This is a genomic window from Streptomyces sp. JJ38 (genome assembly GCF_019303475.1).
In the GTDB taxonomy this organism is placed as follows: domain Bacteria; phylum Actinomycetota; class Actinomycetes; order Streptomycetales; family Streptomycetaceae; genus Streptomyces.
Genome location: NZ_JABLSI010000036.1, coordinates 1 through 17,265 on the forward strand (window position 1 = coordinate 1; position 17,265 = coordinate 17,265).

17 protein-coding genes are annotated in these 17,265 nt (G+C 74.8%); 4 read left to right on the forward strand and 13 right to left on the reverse strand.

Annotated features, from left to right (window positions below; translation table 11 throughout):
• Positions 1–110: 110 nt before the first annotated feature.
• The 4 genes from HPT28_RS19235 to HPT28_RS19250 form a co-directional block, all read right to left on the reverse strand.
• Complete coding sequence (locus HPT28_RS19235; RefSeq protein WP_219092390.1) at positions 111–1,109, reverse strand: ATP-dependent 6-phosphofructokinase; 999 nt, start codon at positions 1,107–1,109, stop codon at positions 111–113.
• Between the two features lie 74 nt (positions 1,110–1,183).
• A complete protein-coding gene (locus HPT28_RS19240; protein WP_219092391.1) occupies positions 1,184–1,882 on the reverse strand; it encodes a response regulator transcription factor in 699 nt (232 codons plus the stop codon).
• On the reverse strand, positions 1,879–3,063 hold the full coding sequence (gene macS / locus HPT28_RS19245) for a MacS family sensor histidine kinase (protein WP_257578931.1): 1,185 nt from the start codon (positions 3,061–3,063) through the stop codon (positions 1,879–1,881). Before macS ends, HPT28_RS19240 begins: the two co-directional genes overlap by 4 nt.
• Before the next feature lie 107 nt (positions 3,064–3,170).
• Positions 3,171–3,959, reverse strand: coding sequence for a 1-acyl-sn-glycerol-3-phosphate acyltransferase (locus tag HPT28_RS19250; RefSeq protein ID WP_219092393.1), 789 nt, complete (start codon positions 3,957–3,959; stop codon positions 3,171–3,173).
• Between the two features lie 157 nt (positions 3,960–4,116).
• Between HPT28_RS19250 and HPT28_RS19255 the strand changes: the two genes are divergently transcribed.
• Both HPT28_RS19255 and HPT28_RS19260 read left to right on the forward strand, forming a co-directional pair.
• On the forward strand, positions 4,117–4,890 hold the full coding sequence (locus HPT28_RS19255; protein WP_219092394.1) for a carboxylesterase: 774 nt from the start codon (positions 4,117–4,119) through the stop codon (positions 4,888–4,890).
• The gene (locus HPT28_RS19260; RefSeq protein ID WP_219092395.1) at positions 4,877–5,557 is read left to right on the forward strand and encodes a hypothetical protein; all 681 of its coding nucleotides are present in this window, start codon (positions 4,877–4,879) and stop codon (positions 5,555–5,557) included. The genes HPT28_RS19255 and HPT28_RS19260 overlap by 14 nt, the downstream gene beginning before the upstream one ends.
• A gap of 51 nt (positions 5,558–5,608) precedes the next feature.
• Here HPT28_RS19260 and HPT28_RS19265 read toward each other — a convergent pair whose 3' ends face one another.
• The 6 genes from HPT28_RS19265 to HPT28_RS19290 form a co-directional block, all read right to left on the reverse strand.
• On the reverse strand, positions 5,609–6,358 hold the full coding sequence (locus tag HPT28_RS19265) for an endonuclease/exonuclease/phosphatase family protein (RefSeq protein WP_219092396.1): 750 nt from the start codon (positions 6,356–6,358) through the stop codon (positions 5,609–5,611).
• An 82-nt stretch (positions 6,359–6,440) separates the two neighbouring features.
• Positions 6,441–7,382 carry an ROK family glucokinase gene (locus HPT28_RS19270; protein WP_219092397.1) on the reverse strand — a complete coding sequence of 314 codons (942 nt, stop codon included), beginning with the start codon at positions 7,380–7,382 and terminating at the stop codon, positions 6,441–6,443.
• Positions 7,383–7,476: 94 nt separating this feature from the next.
• Positions 7,477–7,980 carry a DUF5304 domain-containing protein gene (locus HPT28_RS19275; RefSeq protein WP_219092398.1) on the reverse strand — a complete coding sequence of 168 codons (504 nt, stop codon included), beginning with the start codon at positions 7,978–7,980 and terminating at the stop codon, positions 7,477–7,479.
• Between the two features lie 73 nt (positions 7,981–8,053).
• Complete coding sequence (locus HPT28_RS19280) at positions 8,054–9,238, reverse strand: ArsA family ATPase (protein ID WP_219092399.1); 1,185 nt, start codon at positions 9,236–9,238, stop codon at positions 8,054–8,056.
• 1 nt (position 9,239) lies between these two features.
• Positions 9,240–9,692 carry an SRPBCC family protein gene (locus tag HPT28_RS19285; protein WP_219092400.1) on the reverse strand — a complete coding sequence of 151 codons (453 nt, stop codon included), beginning with the start codon at positions 9,690–9,692 and terminating at the stop codon, positions 9,240–9,242.
• A 79-nt stretch (positions 9,693–9,771) separates the two neighbouring features.
• Complete coding sequence (locus tag HPT28_RS19290; RefSeq protein WP_219092401.1) at positions 9,772–10,542, reverse strand: metallophosphoesterase; 771 nt, start codon at positions 10,540–10,542, stop codon at positions 9,772–9,774.
• A gap of 261 nt (positions 10,543–10,803) precedes the next feature.
• Here HPT28_RS19290 and HPT28_RS19295 point away from each other — a divergent pair, with 261 nt between their 5' ends.
• Entirely contained in the window at positions 10,804–12,609 is a 1,806-nt protein-coding gene (locus tag HPT28_RS19295; protein ID WP_219092402.1) for a long-chain fatty acid--CoA ligase, read from the forward strand.
• A gap of 71 nt (positions 12,610–12,680) precedes the next feature.
• On the opposite strand, the gene HPT28_RS19300 is transcribed toward HPT28_RS19295, so the two are convergent.
• Both HPT28_RS19300 and HPT28_RS19305 read right to left on the reverse strand, forming a co-directional pair.
• On the reverse strand, positions 12,681–13,700 hold the full coding sequence (locus tag HPT28_RS19300; RefSeq protein WP_219092403.1) for a PHP domain-containing protein: 1,020 nt from the start codon (positions 13,698–13,700) through the stop codon (positions 12,681–12,683).
• Positions 13,701–13,794: 94 nt separating this feature from the next.
• Positions 13,795–14,937 carry a glycosyltransferase family 4 protein gene (locus HPT28_RS19305; protein WP_219092404.1) on the reverse strand — a complete coding sequence of 381 codons (1,143 nt, stop codon included), beginning with the start codon at positions 14,935–14,937 and terminating at the stop codon, positions 13,795–13,797.
• Between the two features lie 78 nt (positions 14,938–15,015).
• Here HPT28_RS19305 and HPT28_RS19310 point away from each other — a divergent pair, with 78 nt between their 5' ends.
• The gene (locus tag HPT28_RS19310) at positions 15,016–16,248 is read left to right on the forward strand and encodes a glycosyltransferase family 87 protein (RefSeq protein WP_219092405.1); all 1,233 of its coding nucleotides are present in this window, start codon (positions 15,016–15,018) and stop codon (positions 16,246–16,248) included.
• Here HPT28_RS19310 and HPT28_RS19315 read toward each other — a convergent pair.
• On the reverse strand, positions 16,226–17,251 hold the full coding sequence (locus HPT28_RS19315) for an NlpC/P60 family protein (RefSeq protein ID WP_308119369.1): 1,026 nt from the start codon (positions 17,249–17,251) through the stop codon (positions 16,226–16,228). The two genes, HPT28_RS19310 and HPT28_RS19315, sit on opposite strands and share 23 nt — an antisense overlap.
• Positions 17,252–17,265: the final 14 nt, after the last annotated feature.

Sequence of the window (17,265 nt, forward strand, 5' to 3'; positions counted from 1 at the left end):
CCCGCGCGGCCGGCGACGCGCGGGCGGGGCCCCCGGGCCGGGCCTGGACCGGTGCCGGGGGCCGCGCCCGCCGGCCCCGCGCCTTCGCGCAGACCTCCCAGGCGCGGCCGTCAGCCGAAGAAGACCTCGTTCTCCGCGTACCGTTCGCGGTCGACCGTCTTCACCGCGGCGACGGCGTCGGCGAGCCGCACCCGGGTGACGTCGGTGCCGTGCAGGGCGACCATCTCGCCCCAGGCACCGGCGTGCACCGCGTCGACGGCGTGCAGGCCGAAGCGGGTGGCCAGCCAGCGGTCGAACGGGCTCGGGGTGCCGCCGCGCTGGATGTGGCCGAGCACCGTGGCGCGGGCCTCGTGCCCGGTGCGGCGTTCGATCTCCCGGCCGAGCCACTCCCCGATGCCGGACAGCCCGCCCAGCCGGACCTCGGTGTCGGCGGGACGGGCGTTGTCCGCGACGACGACGATGGGCGCGTAGCTGGCCCCGAACCGCGACTGCACCCAGCCGCACACCCGGTCCAGGTCGAAGGGGTACTCGGGGATGAGGACGCCGTTGGCGCCCCCGGCCAGGCCCGCGTGGGTGGCGATCCAGCCGCTGTTGCGGCCCATCACCTCCACCACGAGGACCCGCTTGTGGGACTCGGCCGTGGTGTGCAGGCGGTCGATGGTCTCGGTGGCGACGGTGACCGCCGTGTCGAAGCCGACCGTGTAGTCGGTGCCGGAGATGTCGTTGTCGATCGTCTTGGGCACGCCGACGCAGGGCAGCCCGTGCTCGTCGGCCAGCGCCGCGGCGGCCGCGAGGGTGTGGATGCCGCCGATGACGACGAGCGCGTCGAGCCGGTGCGCGGCCAGCGTGGCCCGCACCCGGGCGGGGCCGTCGGTGCCGGTGAGTGGATCGGAGCGGGAGGAGCCGAGGATGGTGCCCCCGCGCGGGAGGGTGCCGCGCACCTCGGTGATGCCCAGTTCCATGGCGTTGTCAGTGAGCACGCCGCGCCAGCCGTCCCGGAAGCCGAGGAAGGTGTCGCCGTGCTCCTGCACGCCCTTGCGCACGATCGCCCGGATGACGGCGTTGAGGCCGGGGCAGTCGCTGCCTCCGGTGAGCAGGCCGACGCGCATGTCCGTCCCCTTCCCTCGGCGTTGCCCGGGCTCTCCCCCGACTCTCGCCTTCGCGACGGTAGGTTACCGGTCGATCACCCTTCGTCCAGGCCGGCTTCTATGGCGTAGCGCACCAATTCCACCCGATTGTGGAGCTGGAGCTTGCCGAGGGTGTTCTGCACGTGGTTCTGCACCGTGCGGTGGCTGATGACGAGACGTTCCGCGATCTGCTTGTACGACAGCCCCTTGGCGACGAGCCGCAGCACCTCGGTCTCCCGCTCGGTCAGCCGGGGGGTGTCGGAGCGGTCCGCGTCCCGGGACGTGCCGGCCGCGGCCTCGCCGGCGAGTCGCCGGTACTCCCCCAGCACCAGACCCGCCAGGCCGGGGGTGAAGACCGGGTCCCCGACGGCGGTGCGGCGCACGGCCTCGATCAGCTCCTCGGGCCCGGCCGACTTCACCAGATAGCCGGTGGCGCCCGACTTCACCGCCTCCAGCACGTCAGCGTGCTCGCCGCTGGCCGAGAGGACGAGCACCCTGGGGCCCGTGCCCTCGCCCACCACCCTGCGGCAGACCTCGACACCGGGGAGACCGGGGAGGTTGAGATCGAGCACGAGCACGTCGGGAGCGGCGGCCTCGGCACGGCGCACGGCCTGCGGGCCGTCCCCCGCCGTCGCGACGACGTCGAACCCGGCCGCGGCCAGATCGCGGGCGACCGCGTCACGCCACATCGGGTGGTCGTCGACGACCATCACGCTCACGCCCGCTTCGGCGGTCCTGGCGGTGGAGTCGGTCATGGCTTCGGCACCTTCAGTTCAACCTCCGTACCCTGGCCGGGAATCGACACGACGTCCGCGCTGCCTCCCAGCTCTCGCAGCCTGCCCCGGATCGACAGTGACACACCCATCCGGCCCTCCGCCTCCGCGGCCTCCAGCCGCCCCGAAGGGATGCCGGGACCGTCGTCCCGCACGGTGACGAGGACGGCGTCGGGCTCGTCCTCCAGCAGGATCCACGCGTGCGCCCCCTCCCCGGCGTGCCGCCGCACGTTGTCCAGGGCGGCGCCCACGGCCGCGGCGACGGCCCGGGCGGCCGAGGGCGGCAGCAGCACCGGGGCGCCCGGCTCCGCGAGGGTGACGCGGCCGCCCGCGCGCAGCGCCAGCAGCGAGCGCAGGTCCACCGCGTCCGGCGGACCGTCCGACGCGTCCGGCGCCCCCAGCCCGTCCGACGCGTCCCGGCCGGGGGCCGCCCCGCGCCGGTCGGGCGGGGTGGCGGCCGGCGCGGGCACACCCACCCCGCTGGAGACGAGCGTGCGCAGGGCCGCCTCCTGCTCACCGGCCAGCCGTCCCAGCTCCGCCGCCTCGCCGCCGATCGCGGAGCCCCGGCGCTGCACCATGGCCAGCACCTGGAGCACGCTGTCGTGGATGTCGCGGGCGAGCCGCTCGCGCTCCCGCGTGGCCGCCTCGATGCGCAGCGCCTCGGCGAGGGTGCGCTCGGAGACCCGGGCCACCTCCACCACGTAGCCGATGCCGATGCTGGCCACGGTGACGAGGACGATGTTGTGGACCGTGTCCCGCGACAGCTCACCGCGTTCGACGATGTTGGCGGCGCCGATGACGAGCGAGGTGGCGGCCGCCCACCGCCAGCCGCCCTTGATCGCGAAGGCCAGTACGGAGCCGGCCACCCAGATCGAGGGCAGCGTCGGACCGACGAGGGACCGGGTTTCGGCCAGCGGCGTGATGAGGATGCCCGTGAGCGCGAGGAAGAGGTCCACGGCGAGGAAGCGCGGCGTACACCGCTCGGCGGACGACACCCGGCCCAGCGTGCCGGCCGTCCACAGGGCCAGCACGGCCAGATAGCCCACCCCCAGCAGCGGACGGGTGTAGACCTCGCTGTTGTACGCGAAGACGGCGACGGCGTAGCCGCAGCTCAGGACCCGGTACCCGGCGAGGGCGCGCCACAGCGGCGCCTCGACGGACATGCGCCCCGCGACCCGCGGCAGCCACCGCGGGCGGCGGCGCGGCCCACCGGTTCCGCGCACCCGCGCGACGTCCGTGCCCGTCATCGGTCATCCCCCCGGAGCGAAGATCAGGCCGTGTGGCCGTCCCGGCCGCCGTCCTGCCGCTTGGCCTGCTCCTTCGCCGCCTCCCTGGCGGCGGCCTTGGCGGCCTTCTCCGCGGCCTTCTCCTCCTCGGCCTCCCGCTTGGCGGCGTCGGCGATCTGGCGCTTGGCGGCGGTGGCGTACATGTCCACGTACTCCTGGCCGGACAGCTTCATGATCTCGTACATGACCTCATCGGTCAGCGAGCGCTGGATGAAGCGGTCCCCCTCCATACCCTGGTAGCGGCTGAAGTCCAGCGGGGCGCCGATCCGGATTCCGGGCCGCATCAGCTTCGGGACGACCTTGCCGGGCGGCTGGATCTTCTCCGTGTCGATCATCGCGACGGGGATCACCGGCGCTCCGGTGGCCAGCGCGATCCGGGCCAGGCCGCCGGGCTTGCCGCGGTAGAGCCGCCCGTCGGGCGAGCGGGTGCCCTCGGGGTAGATCCCGAACAGGCCGCCGCCCTCCAGGACGTCGATACCGCTCTTGATCGCCGCCTCGGCCGCGCCCCGCGCGCCGGAGCGGTCCACCGGGAGCTGTCCGACCCCCTTGAAGAACGCGGCCGTCAGCCTGCCCTTGACTCCGGGGGTGGTGAAGTACTCGGCCTTGGCCACGAAGGTGACCTTGCGGTCGAGCACGGCCGGCAGGAAGAACGAGTCCGAGAACGACAGGTGGTTGCTGGCGAGGATCGCCGGGCCCTCGGCCGGGACATGTTCAAGACCCTCCACCCAGGGGCGGAAGCCGAGCTTCAGCGCACCTCCGATGGAGACCTTCATCGCTCCGTACAACAACCGGGGAACCTCCTGTGTCCGTCGTGAGCACCATATCCCGCCGCGCCGGTGCGTCGGCCGGGCCTACCGGGCTACCCGGTGGCCACGCGTACGCGTAGGGTGGCAGGACCTCCCTTGTCCTTGCTCCGCGAAGGAGAACCCCGTGCCGTTGCTTCCCGGGTGCGAGCCGATGCGTCACGAAGGCTCCGACGAGATCGGCGTCCTCATCAGCCACGGTTTCACCGGCACCCCGCAGTCGGTACGCCCCTGGGGGCGCTACCTGGCCGAACGTGGGCTCACCGTCTCCGTTCCCCTGCTGCCCGGTCACGGCACCCGCTGGGAGGACATGGCCGTCACCGGCTGGCAGGACTGGTACGCGGCGGTCGAGCACGAGCTGCTCGACCTGCGCAAACGCTGCCGTCAGGTCTTCGTCGCCGGGCTCTCCATGGGCGGTGCGATGGCGCTGCGGCTGGCCGCCCGGCACGGGGACGCCGTCAGCGGCGTCGCCGTCGTCAACCCGGCCATCAGCTTCCCCCGCCGACAGGGGTACGCCCTGCCCGTCATGCGGTACCTCGTCCGCTCGGCTCCGGGCATCACCAGCGACATCCGCAAGGAGGGCGGCACGGAGATCGGCTACGACCGCGTCTCCCTGCACGCGGCGTACTCCCTGCGGAACCTCCTGCGACTCACCCACCGGGAGCTGCCGCAGGTCACCCAGCCGCTGCTGCTCATGCACAGCCGGGTGGACCACGTGGTGCCGCCGAGCGACTCGGCGGCGATCCTGGGCGCCGTCTCCTCCACCGACGTGACCGAGACCGTGCTGGAGAACAGCTACCACGTGGCCACGCTGGACAACGACGCCGAGCAGATCTTCGCCGACTCCCACGCCTTCATCACCCGCCTGGCAGCGAGGAAGGCCGCACGTGACGGATCGTGATCGGGGCTCCGGCGAGGGCCGGGAGCCGCTGGACGAGGAAGCCGCCTGGGCACAGATCGTCGCGGGCTACGGTGCCGAACCGCCGGACCCGCCCGGGGTCTGGGCCAAGGCGGAGCTGACCGAGGGCCGGGAGGCCACACAGCCGGGCGAAAGCACCGAGGACGGCCGGGAGGACGGCGAGGCGGCGCCCGGCGCGGCCTCCCCGGGCCCGGCGTCGTCCGGTGCCCCGGGCGCACCGGGCGCTCCGGGCGCGACGAACTCCCCGGGCGCACCGGAATCCCCCGGCTCCCCGGCCTCCACCGGATCCTCCGAGGACGCGCCGCTGCGCGGCTTCACCGTCTACTCGGCCGGCTCGATGAACACGGCGGGCCAGGGCCCGCGGGACTGGGAGGCCGCCGAGCCTCCGGAGGAGGACGACCACTTCGTCCCGCCCGAGCCGCCGCCGCTGCCCCAGGCCGACACGGTGACGAAGTTCGCCTGGCTGGCCGTGCTCGGCGGCCCGGCCCTGCTGCTGGCCGCCGTCCTGTTCCAGTGGGACCTGAGCTGGTGGATGACGTTCCTCGGCATCGGCGGCTTCGTCGGCGGCTTCGGCACGCTGGTCACCCGGCTGCGCGACGAGCGCGAGGACGACGACTGGGACGACCCGGGCCGCGGCGCCGTCGTCTGAGCGCACCGGGCCGCCGGGCGGCGCCCTGGACCGCTGGGCAGCACCCCCCGGTCAGGGCAGCCGCAGCGCCGCGAGCACCGGGCGGTGGTCCGAGGCGGCGCCCAGCAGCTCCGGGCTGACGCCGGGCAGCCCGGCCGGCACCCCGCACCCCAGCACCTCCACACCGGGGCCTGCCAGGACCGCGTCGATCCGCTGGTGGGGCCGCCGGGCGGTGGAGGTGTACTCCTCCCCCCAGGGCGCCACGGCCCAGCCGTCCTGAAGACGTCCGGCCAGCCGTTTGAAGGCGGGCCCGTCGGGCCGCTCGTTGAGGTCCCCGGCGGCCACCGCCGGCCCCGGCATGCGCGCGAGCCGGTCCAGCAGCAGCCCGGCCTGCTCGGCGCGCTCCCACCCGGCCAGGCTCAGGTGGCAGCTCACCACCGACAGCCGCGCGCGCTCCCCGAACCGCAGCACCGCGGTCGCCAGCCCCCGCCGGTGCAGCCCGGGCGTGCGCGGCAGCAGCACGTCCTCGGCCTCCTCCACCGTCGCGCGCAGCGAGGAGAGGATCATCGGACCGCAGGCCGTGGCGCCGCCGGTGACGTGGACCAGCTCCGTGTGGCGGGCGAGCCGGCCCGCGTGCTTGCGCCAGCGGAAGAAACGCGGCGCCTCCTGAACGCAGACGACGTCGGGCACGCAGGCCCGGATGATCCGGACGAGCGCCCCGACGTCGTCCCGCATGGCGCGGATGTTGTAGCTGAGCAGCCGGACGACGGCCGAGCCGTCGGCTTCGGTACGGGACTCGGGCAGGTCCGCGAGCGGCGTCATGCCCTCACCGTACGGCGCGGGCTGACACCGCGTCAGCCCGGCGCGGCGCTCCGGCGCCGCTCAGCCTCTCCGTACGCCGCGCTCAGCCCTGCCGGGCGAGGTCGGCGGCGCCCACCAGACCGGCCTTGCCGCCGAGCTGGGCGGCCAGCACCTCGGCCTGGGGCCGCCACTGCGCACCCACCAGCCAGCGGCGGTAGGACTTGCGGATCGGCCCCAGCACCAGCTCCCCCTCGTCGGAGACGCCGCCGCCGACGATGAAGGCCCCGGGGTCGAAGAGGGTGGCGAGGTCGGCGAGCCCGGCGCCCGCCCAGCGGGCCAGCTCGCGGAAGGAGTCGATGGCCACCGGACAGCCCGCGCGGGCCGCCTCGCTGACGTGCCGGCCCTGGACGCCCTCGGGCGTGCCGTCCCCGAGGCCGAGCAGGATGCCCGCGTTCTCCGGGGTGGCCGCCGCGCGCTGGCGGGCGTAGCGGACGAGGGCGCTGCCGGAGGCGTACTGCTCCCAGCAGCCCTGGTTGCCGCAGCCGCACAGCAGGCCGTCGGGCACCATGCGGATGTGTCCGAACTCGGCCGCGATCCCGTACCGGCCGCGGTGCAGCTTGCCGCCGATCACGATGCCGCCGCCCAGCCCCGTGCCCAGGGTGATGCAGACGACGTCGTCGTGGCCCTGCCCCGCGCCGTAGCGGTACTCGCCCCAGGCCGCCGCGTTGGCGTCGTTCTCGATGACGACGGGGAGGCCGACACGCTGCTCGACACGGTCCTTCAGCGGTTCGTGGCGCCAGGTGAGATTGGGGGTGAACAGGACGGTGGCCCGCTTGTCGTCCACGTAACCGGGCGCGCCGATGCCGACGGCCTCCACGGGGTGCTCGGCGCTCGCCGCGCGCACGGCGTCGGCGATGCCCTCGATCACGCCCTCGGCGGTCTGCGGGGTGGGTACCGTGCTGGTCTCCAGGATGTTCCCGGCCTCGTCGACGACACCGGCCGCGACCTTGGTACCGCCGATGTCGACGCCAATGGTGAGTCCCATATGTCCCTCAGCTATCAGTAGAGCCCCGCTGAACTCAACGTTACCGGAGGGCAGCGGGCCGAAGCCCCGGTGCTCGGCCCGTGGACGGGCGGGCTCAGTCCAGGTCGATGCGCTCGGCGCCGGGCGGCTCCTCGCCGCCGTCCCCCTCCGCGCCCTTCCCGGCCTCCCCCGGGGGCCGCTGCCCGTCCGGGCGCCGCGTCCAGCGCTGCTCGGCGTCGGTCACCGCCGAACGGTAGGCGGCCAGCAGTTCGTTGCCCGCGGCGGCCAGGTGCTCGAAGACCTGCGGATTGCGCTCGACGACCGGCTCGACGGCGGACCGGGCACCCTCCACGAGCTGCCGTGCCCAGCGCTCGCCCTGCCCCGCCGCACCGAAGGCCTGCCCGGCCAGGGGTGCGGTGATCTCGGCGAGCCGGCCGGCCACGCTCTCCGCGAGGCGGCGCAGCTCCTCGGCCGCGCTGCCCGGCTGGGGGCCGTACTTCTCGCGGCGGCGTTCCCGCTCGGCCGCCAGGTCCTCCGCGCAGGCGCCCGCCCAGGCGTCCCCGGCGGGCTCGTGGGGATCGCGCCGGGCATCGGCGTCACGCTCGGTGGCATCGCTCATCGCGGACTCCTGGGACAGCGACGTGGGGCGGCTTCCGGCTCGCAGCCCCGTTCGGCCCTTCCGACAGTACCGGTCACGCACCCCGTGGCCACAGTGCGGGGTCGGGCCGGAACCTGACGGCCAGTTCGCCGTCCGCGAGCCGGGCCCCGGCGACCGAGCAGCGGACGAGGGCGCCCTCCAGGGGCAGCACCCTGCGGTAGGGGCCCGCCGTGACGATCACCTCGGCCCCGCGCCGCACCAGCTCGACCCCTTCGCGGACGGCGCCGGGCAGCGGCAGCCGCCACACCAGCTCGCCCGAGTCCGCCAGCCGGTCCTCCACCCGGGGCGCCGGGCCCGGCACCGGGGAGGCTCCCGGCGCGGGCACGCCGAGCCCCGCCAGCTCCCCGGGGGTGCGCGCCTTGGGCAGCCAGGGCAGCTCCCACACCGGCACCGGGTCCAGCGCGGTGCGCAGCTCCCCGGTGGTCTCGCGCTGCCCGGCGTGAAGGGCGGCCACGAACGGGTCGGGCGAACCGCCCGGCAGCATCCGGTTGACGGCGACGGCCTCCAGGTGCAGCCCGTGCAGGGCGAGCCCGGCGCGGGCCTCGGCGACCGCCCGGGGCGCCCCGGCCTCCGGACCCACCACGAGGCGCACCGAGACGCCGGGGCCGGTGAGCAGCTCCCGCACCGCGGCGAGGGCCGTCTGCCAGCGGGCGGCGGTCGCGTAGAGCCGCTCGGCGGGCATCGGGACGCCGGCGAGCTGGGCCAGCAGGGGGTGCAGGGCCCGGGCGGCCTGCCGTTCCGGCGGCAGCAGCCGGGCGAGCAGGCGGGCGAGGTTCTCGGGCAGGGCGAGGTGGCCGAGGGCCGTCCGGACGGGGGCGAGGTCGGCGACGACGACGTCCCAGCCCGCGCCGTCGGGATCGGCCGCGGCGTCGGGATCGGCCGCGGCGTCGGCGTGGAGGGAGTGGAGGGCGCGCAGGAGGGCGAGCGCCTCGGCGGCGGGGAGTTCGGTCAGCTCGTCCTCCTCCAGGGGCTGGGCGCCGAGGAAGTCGAGCACGCCCTTGGCCTGCCGCTGGAGGTCGAGCGCCGCCGAGCGGAAGCCCGCGGCCGGGTCCAGCCGCAGGTGCCGCAGCCCCGCGGTGGCGGCCACGGCGGCGGGAAGGGGCCCGGGTGTGAGCAGTACCGTGCGCAGACCGTCCCCGGCGGCGGCCAGAGCGGTGGCGGCGGCCACCGTGCTGCGGCCCGCGCCGCCCGTACCGGTGACCAGGACGGTGCGGCGCACGTCAGCCCCGGCCGCCGGCCTCGGACTCGACGCGCTGCTTCAGGCCGGCGAGCGCGCGGTCGATGATGACCTTCTCCGCCTTGCGCTTGATCATGCCGAGCATGGGGATCTTGACGTCGACCGTGAGCTGGTAGGTCACCTCGGTGCGCTCGGGCCCGGCCGGGTGGAGGCGGTAGGAGCCGTCGAGCGAGCGGAGCATCTGCGACTTCACCAGCGACCAGCTCACCTCGTGCGCCGAGTGCCAGGTGTAGGCGAGGGTGTGTTCGTCCCGGATGGCGCCCGCGTCCAGCAGGAGGCGCACCTCCTCGGCGCGGCCCTGCTCGTCGGTGCGCAGGATCTCGGCCTCCTTGACCTCGCCGGTCCACTCCGGGTAGCGAGCGAAGTCGGCGATCACGCCCATGACTTCGGCCGGTGCCGCGTCGACGGTGATGCTCGACCTGGTGTGTTCCGCCATCGCTGTGGTCCTCCGCGTGACCGTTCGAACTGCTGGAGCCGGTGCCGCTGAAGGCTATCGCGCCCGGGTACCGGCGGCGTCACCACTCCAGGACGAAGGGCCTGCCCGTCGCGTTGAAGTGACCGACGTTGACGCACTCGGTGGCGCCGATGCGCATGCGCTGGACCAGCGGCTGGTGCACGTGCCCGAACAGCGCGTACCGGGGGCGGATGGTGTGGATGGCCTCCAGCAGCGCGACGCTGCCCTGTTCGAAGCGGCGTGCCACGGTGTCGTAGCACAGCTCCGGCACCTCCGGCGGGATGTGCGAGCAGAGGACGTCCACCGGGCCGAGCGCGGCGATCTTCTCCGCGTAGGTCTCCGGGTCCACCTCGTAGGGGGTGTTCATGGGGGTGCGCAGGCCGCCGCCGACGAAGCCGACGGTCAGGCCGCCGATCTCGGCGGTCTCGCCGTCCAGGACGGTTGTTCCGACCCTGGTGTACTCGGGCCACAGCCGCGGTATGTCCACGTTGCCGTAGGTGGCGAACGTGGGGTTGGGCAGCGCGGCGAAGAGTTCGGCGTACTGGCGGCGCACGGCGCTCTCGATGGCGCTGGCGCGGTCGACGCCGTCCCAGAGCCGGCCGGCGTAGGCGCGGGCCTCGGCGTAGCGGCGGGCGGTGCGCAGCTCCACGAAGCGGTCGGTCGCCTCCTTGCCGAACAGGTCGGGGAAGATGCCGCGGCTGTGGTCCGCGTAGTCGAGGAACAGGATGAGGTCGCCGAGGCAGAGCGTGACGTCGGCCCCGTCCCCGGCCCGGGCGAGCGCCTCGGCGTTGCCGTGCACGTCGCTGACCACGTGTACCCGCGTACGTCGCATGAGCCCACCCTAAGCGCGGTGGTGATCTCCTTCCGGGCCACCCGGACGGCCCGGAGGTTACTAACGGTTCGGAGAACGCGTGGTCTAGGGTCGGGCGGGCGGCCCGCCGCGCACGCGCACGATGTGACACAGGGAACATCTGCGGCCCCCCTCTGTACCGGCGCCCGTACCGATGGGTAACGTCCGGGCCGTCCAGCACGCGAGACTCGTCCAGGTCTCGCGGCGAACGGCCACACCCGGCGCCGACGAGGAGCAGCAGTCTTGCGCGAGTTCAGCCTTCCGGCCCTGTACGAGGTCCCCGCAGACGGCAACCTGACCGACCTGATCCGTCGGAACGCCGCGCAGTACCCCGACCTGCCCGTGATGGCCCGCAAGGACCCACGGGACCCGGCCCGCTGGCAGGACCTCTCGGCGACCGCGTTCCTCACCGAGGTGGAGGCCGCCGCGGCCGGTCTCATCGCGGCCGGCGTCGAGCCGGGCGACCGCGTCGCCCTCATGTCGCGCACCCGCTACGAGTGGACGCTCCTGGACTTCGCCATCTGGTGCGCCGGTGGCGTCACGGTCCCGGTGTACGAGACGAGCTCCCCCGAGCAGGTCGCCTGGATTCTCGGTGACTCCGGTGCCGTCGGCATCGTCGTGGAGAGCGCCGCGCACGCCGAGGCCGTCGCCGGGCTGCGGGAGCGGCTGCCGGAGCTGCGCGACGTCTGGACGATCGACGAGGACGCCGTCGCCGGTCTGGTCCGCGCCGGCGAGGAGGCCGGGATCTCCGCGGAGACCGTCGCCGAGCGCAGCGCCGTCGCGAAGGCCGACTCGCCCGCGACGATCGTCTACACCTCCGGCACCACGGGCCGCCCCAAGGGCTGCGTGCTCACCCACCGCGCCTTCTTCGCCGAGTGCGGCAACGTCGTCGAGCGGCTGAAGCCGCTCTTCCGCCCCGGCGAGGGCTCGGTGCTGCTCTTCCTGCCCACCGCACACGTCTTCGCGCGCATGGTGCAGATCGCCGCCGTGATGGCGCCCATCCGCCTCGGGCTGGTGCCGGACGTCAAGACGCTCACCGACGACCTGGCCTCCTTCCAGCCGACGATCGTGCTCGGCGTGCCCCGGGTGTTCGAGAAGGTCTTCAACTCGGCGCGGGCCAAGGCCGAGGGTGACGGCAAGGGCAGGATCTTCGACAAGGCGGCGGCCACCGCCATCGCCTACAGCGAGGCGCTGGACTCCCCCGGCGGCCCGTCGCTCAAGCTCCGGCTCAAGCACAAGCTGTTCGACCGGCTCGTCTTCGGCAAGCTGCGCACCGTCCTCGGCGGCCGGGCCACCCACGCGATCTCCGGCGGTGCCGCCCTGGGCACCCGGCTCGGCCACTTCTACCGAGGCATCGGCTTCACCGTGCTGGAGGGCTACGGGCTCACCGAGTCCTGCGCGGCGACGGCGTTCAACCCCTGGGACCGGCAGAAGGTCGGCACCGTCGGCCAGCCGCTGCCCGGTACGGTCGTGCGGATCGCCGACGACGGGGAGGTCATGCTCCACGGCGAGCACCTGTTCTCCGGCTACTGGAACAACGAGGCGGCCACCGACGAGGTCCTCTCCCAGGGCTGGTTCCACACCGGGGACGTGGGCACGCTGGACGAGGACGGCTACCTCACGATCACCGGGCGGAAGAAGGAGATCCTGGTGACGGCGGGCGGCAAGAACGTCGCCCCGGCCGTCATCGAGGACCGCATCCGCGCCCACGCGCTGGTGGCCGAGTGCATGGTCGTCGGCGACGGCCGCCCCTACGTGGCCGCGCTCATCACCCTGGACGAGGAGTTCCTGCCGCGCTGGGCCGAGGAGAACGGCAAGGCCGGGCTGAGCCGCACCGACCTGCTGGCCGACCCGGAGCTGACGGCCGCCGTGCAGCAGGCGGTGGACGACGGCAACGCCGCCGTCTCGCGCGCGGAGTCGGTACGCAGGTTCCGCGTCCTTCCCTCCCAGTTCACCGAGGAGTCCGGGCACATCACGCCCTCGCTCAAGCTCAAGCGGAACGTCGTGGCGAAGGATTTCGCGCAGGAGATCGAGTCCCTCTACGCCTGAGCGCCGCCTGCCGCTGAGTACCCGCTGCCCCTGCGCATCCGCCGCCGCTGAACGCCGCGCTCCCCGGCGGCCTACCCCGGGTGGGTCCACTCCAGGAGCGTGTCGGCGTCCCAGGTGTTGACGACGTCACGGGCCGGCACGCCGCACTCCGCGGCCCGCACACAGCCCCCGAGCTGCCAGTCGAGCTGCCCGGGGGCGTGGGCGTCCGTATTGATCGCGAAGAGCGTCCCGGCCGCGACCGCCGCGCCGAGCAGTCGGCGGGGCGGATCGCGGCGCTCCGGACGGCAGTTGACCTCGACGGCCGTCCCGGCGCGGGCGCAGGCGGCGAAGACCGCCTCGGCGTCGAACTCGGACTCCGGCCGCGGGCGCCGACCGCCGAGCAGCCGCCCCGTGCAGTGCCCGAGCACGTCCACGCGCGGGTTCGTCACGGCCTCGATCATGCGCCGCGTCATCGCGGGTGCGGGCATCCGCAGCTCGGAGTGGACGGAGGCGACGACGACGTCCAGCCGGTCGAGCAGCTCCTCCTCCTGGTCCAGCGAGCCGTCGGGCAGGATGTCGCACTCGATGCCGGTGAGCAGCCGGAACGGCGCCAGCTCGCGCCCCAGCCGCTCGACGACGTCGAGCTGCTCGCGCAGCCGCTCGGCGGAGAGCCCACGGGCCACCGTGAGCCGGGGCGAGTGGTCGGTGAGGGCCGTCCAGCGGTGGCCGAGGGCGGCGGCGGTGCGGGCCATGACCTCGATGGGGCTGCCGCCGTCGGACCAGTCGGAGTGCACGTGGCAGTCGCCCGTGAGGGCCGCCCGCAGAGCCCGGGCGGCCTCCGGCGCCGCCTGTTCGCCCCCGGACTCCTCCTCCAGCTTCGCCAGGTAGTCGGGCCGGCTCCCGGCCAGGGCCTCGCGCACGACCCGGGACGTCGTGTCCCCGATGCCGGCGAGCGCCGTGAGCGAGCCGTCACCGGCGCGCTGTTCGGCCTCGCCTTCCGGCAGGCCCGCCACCACGGCGGCGGCCCTGCGGAAGGCCTGGACACGGTAGGTGGGCGCCTGGGACCGCTCCAGCAGGAACGCGATCCGGTCCAGCGCTGCGACGGGGTCCATGGCACCCCAGCCTCGTGTGCCGCACCGCGCCGCGCAAACGCTGTCGGCCTCCCGGTGAGAGGGCCGGGGTCCTCGCCGGGCTCCGCACAGCCCCCTAAAGGAGCGCCTTGAGCCGTTCCGCGAGCAGGTCCCAGCGCCAGCGCTCCTCGACCCAGGCGCGGCCGCGCTCCCCCATGCGCCGCCGCAGCCCGGGGTCCTTCAGCAGTACCGTGACGCGTTCGGCGGTCTCCTCCGCGCTCTCCCCGCGCACCACCCAGCCCGTCTCCCCGTGCAGGACGGCGTCGGGCGCGCCGCCGGAGTCACCGGCGACGACGGGCAGCCCGGTGGCGGAGGCCTCCAGGTAGACGATGCCCAGGCCCTCGACGTCGAGCCCGCCGCGCCGGGTGCGGCAGGGCATCGCGAAGACGTCCCCGGCGCCGTAGTGGGCGGGCAGTTCCTCCCAGGGGACGGGGCCGGTGAACCGCACGGATCCGGCGACCCCGGTCTCGTCCGCGAGCCGCCGCAGGTCCTTCTCGTACGGGCCGCCGCCGACGATCAGCAGCACCGCGTCCGGCACCTCGGCCAGCACCCGGGGCAGTGCGCGGATCAGGGTGTCCTGGCCCTTGCGCGGCACCAGTCGGGACACGCACACCACGACCGGCCGGTCGCTCAGACCCAGCCGTCGGCGGATCTCGTCCCCGCCCGAGCCGGGATGGAAGGTCTTCTCGTCCACTCCCGGCGGAAGCTGGGTCATACGCCCGGCCGCCTCGGGCGTCAGCGCCCCGGCGATGCGGGAGCGGGTGTACTCGCCCAGGTACGTGAGCGTGTCGGTGGACTCGCCGATGCGGCGCAGCAGGCTCCGGGCCCCCGGCAGCTGCGCCCAGCCCGCCTCGTGCCCGTGCGTCGTCGCCACCAGCCGCTCGGCCCCGGCCGCCCGCAGCGCGCCGCCCATGAGCCCCAGTGGCGCGGCGGCCCCGAACCACACCGACGCGCAGCCGTGCTCGCGCAGCAGCTCGGTGGCCCGGCGCGTCACCCGGGGTGTCGGCAGCAGCATCGTGGTGCGGTCGCGCACGACGGTGAAGGGCTGCTCCGCGTCGAACCGGGCCGTCGCCTCCCGCCCCTCCGCCGTGCGGTTCCAGGTGGAGGCGTAGACCACGACCTTCGCCGGGTCCAGCCGGAGCGCCATGCTGTGCAGGAACGCCTGGATGCCGCCGGGCCGGGGCGGGAAGTCGTTGGTGACAATCAGCGTCTTGTGCATCGCCGATGACAGTACCGCTTTCCCGCGACACCCCTGCCGTCGGTACCGGGGCCCGGCGGCGCCGCGTACGGTCGGTCCATGCGCCTGCCCCCGTTCGCCCGGATCCTGCTCTGCTGGCTCCTGACCCGCACCGCGCTGCTCCTGTGCGTCTTCGGCGTACTGACCCTGCGCGGCCCCGACGTCACCACCGACGTCTCGGTGATCTACCAGGGGTGGGCCGAGATCCTGCGCTCGGGCAGCTTTCCGCGCGACGACGTGACGTGGCAGTACCCGCCCGGTGCCGCCCTGCCCGTCCTCGCCCCCGACCTGCTGCCCTTCCTCCGCTACGAGGCCGCGTTCTTCGTGCTGGCCTGCGGGGCCGACGCCGTCGTCCTCGGGCTGCTGCTGCGGCGTCCGGTCTCCCGGGCCGGCGCGTGGACCTGGGTGGCCGGGGTGCCGCTGCTGGGGCCGACGGTGTACGCCCGCTACGACCTGATGGTCACGGCGGTCGCCGTGGGCGCGGTCCTCGCCGTCGCGCGGCACCCGCGGACCGCGGGCGCGCTCATCGCGCTCGGCGCCCTCGTGAAGGTGTGGCCCGCGCTGCTGCTGGCCGGCGTCCGCCCCGGGCGCGGCGGTCGCAGGCTGGTGGCGAGCTCGCTTGTGACCGCGGGCCTTCTGGCGGCCGTGCTCACCCTCGCCGCGCCGCACGGGTGGGACTTCCTCTTCGCCCAGCGCGACCGCGGCCTGGAGGTCGAGTCCGTGGGCGCCCTCGTGTTCCACCTCGCGCGGTACGCCGGCTGGGAGGGGTACGTGAGCCTGCACTACGGCTCGATGGAGTTCCTCGGCCCGCACGTGGCGACCGTCGCCACCGCCTCGCTCCTGTGCACCGTCGCCGCCCTGGCCTGGCTGGTCCGCTGGCGGCTGCGCGTCGTCACGTGGCAGCGCTCGACGGCGGCCGACGCCGCGCTGGCCGCCGTCCTGCTGTTCACCGTCACCAGCCGGGTCATCAGCCCCCAGTACCTGGTGTGGCTCGTCGGGCTGGCCGCGGCCGCGCTCGCCCTCGGCTCCGCGCGGCAGCGGGTGCCCGCCGGGCTGATCCTGGCGGCGACCGCCCTGACCGTGCTGGAGTTCCCGCTCTACTTCGACGCCGTCGTCGCCAGCGAGCCGCTCGGCGTCACCCTGCTCGTCCTGCGCAACGGCCTCCTGCTGACCGCCGCCGCGCTCTCCTGCCTCGCGCTGTGGCGCTCGACCGTCGCCCGCCCCGGGGCCCTCCCGGCGACGCCCGGGGACGCCGCGGCCCCGGAGCCGGTCAGGGCCGGGTCACCCCGCTGACGGGCATCATCCCGACCGGGTCGTAGCGCACCCGCGCCCCGGGATAGGGGGCGTGGATGACCTGCCCGCCGCCCGCGTACATCGCCACGTGGCTGGCGTCGCCGCGGTAGATGACGAGATCGCCGGGACGGGCCTCGGAGAGCGGCACCCGCCGCCCGGCGTACGCCTGCCCCTGCGAGGTGCGCGGGATGGACACCCCCGCCTGCCGGTAGGCCCACTGCGTCAGCCCCGCGCAGTCGAAGGCGCCCGGGCCGGACTGCCCCCAGGCGTAGGGGCGCCCGAGCGCGCTGCGCGCGGCGGCGAGGGCGGCGCCCCACCGGCCGGTACCGACGGCCGTGGGCGCGGCCCCGGAGCGGGTGCCGGACCGCGAGGCGCGCTCCTCGCGCTCGCGCCGCTCGGCCGCCGAGAGGGAGTTGAGCAGCCGCCGGGCGGCGCCGAGCTTGCTCTGCACCGCCCGCTTGTGCCGGCGCAGCCGCTCGTTCTCCTTCTCCAGCCGCTGAAGCTGCCCGCGCGCCCGCTCCCGCTTGGCGTCCAGCAACCGCTGGGCGCCGCGCAGTTCCCGCAGCTCCCCGAGCTTGCGGCTGCTGACGCGCTCCATCGCGGCGGCCTTCCCCAGATACCCGTCGGGGTCGCTGGAGAGCAGCAGGGCGACGGTCGGGTCGAGCGCGCCGGAGCGGTACTGGGCACCGGCCAGCGCACCCAGCGCGTTGCGCAGCCGGTTGACCCGGGCCTGGCCGCGGGCGACCTCGTCCTGCGTGTGGGCCACGCGTCGGCGCAGGTCGGTCACCGCGGTCTGGGACGCGTTGTACTTCTCGGTGGCCCGCTCGGCCTCGGCGTAGAGCCGCTCGACCTTCGCGTCGACCGAGGCCGCCGTCGGCCTGTCCGGGTCCGCTCCGGCGGGAGCGGCGGCCATCGCCGCGGCCGAGGCGGCGGCGGCCGTGAGAACTGTGGCCCGGGCCGCCCTGCCGGCTCCCGGCGGCGCGTTGTGTCGATGCGAGACCACGGTTGGCCGCGCTC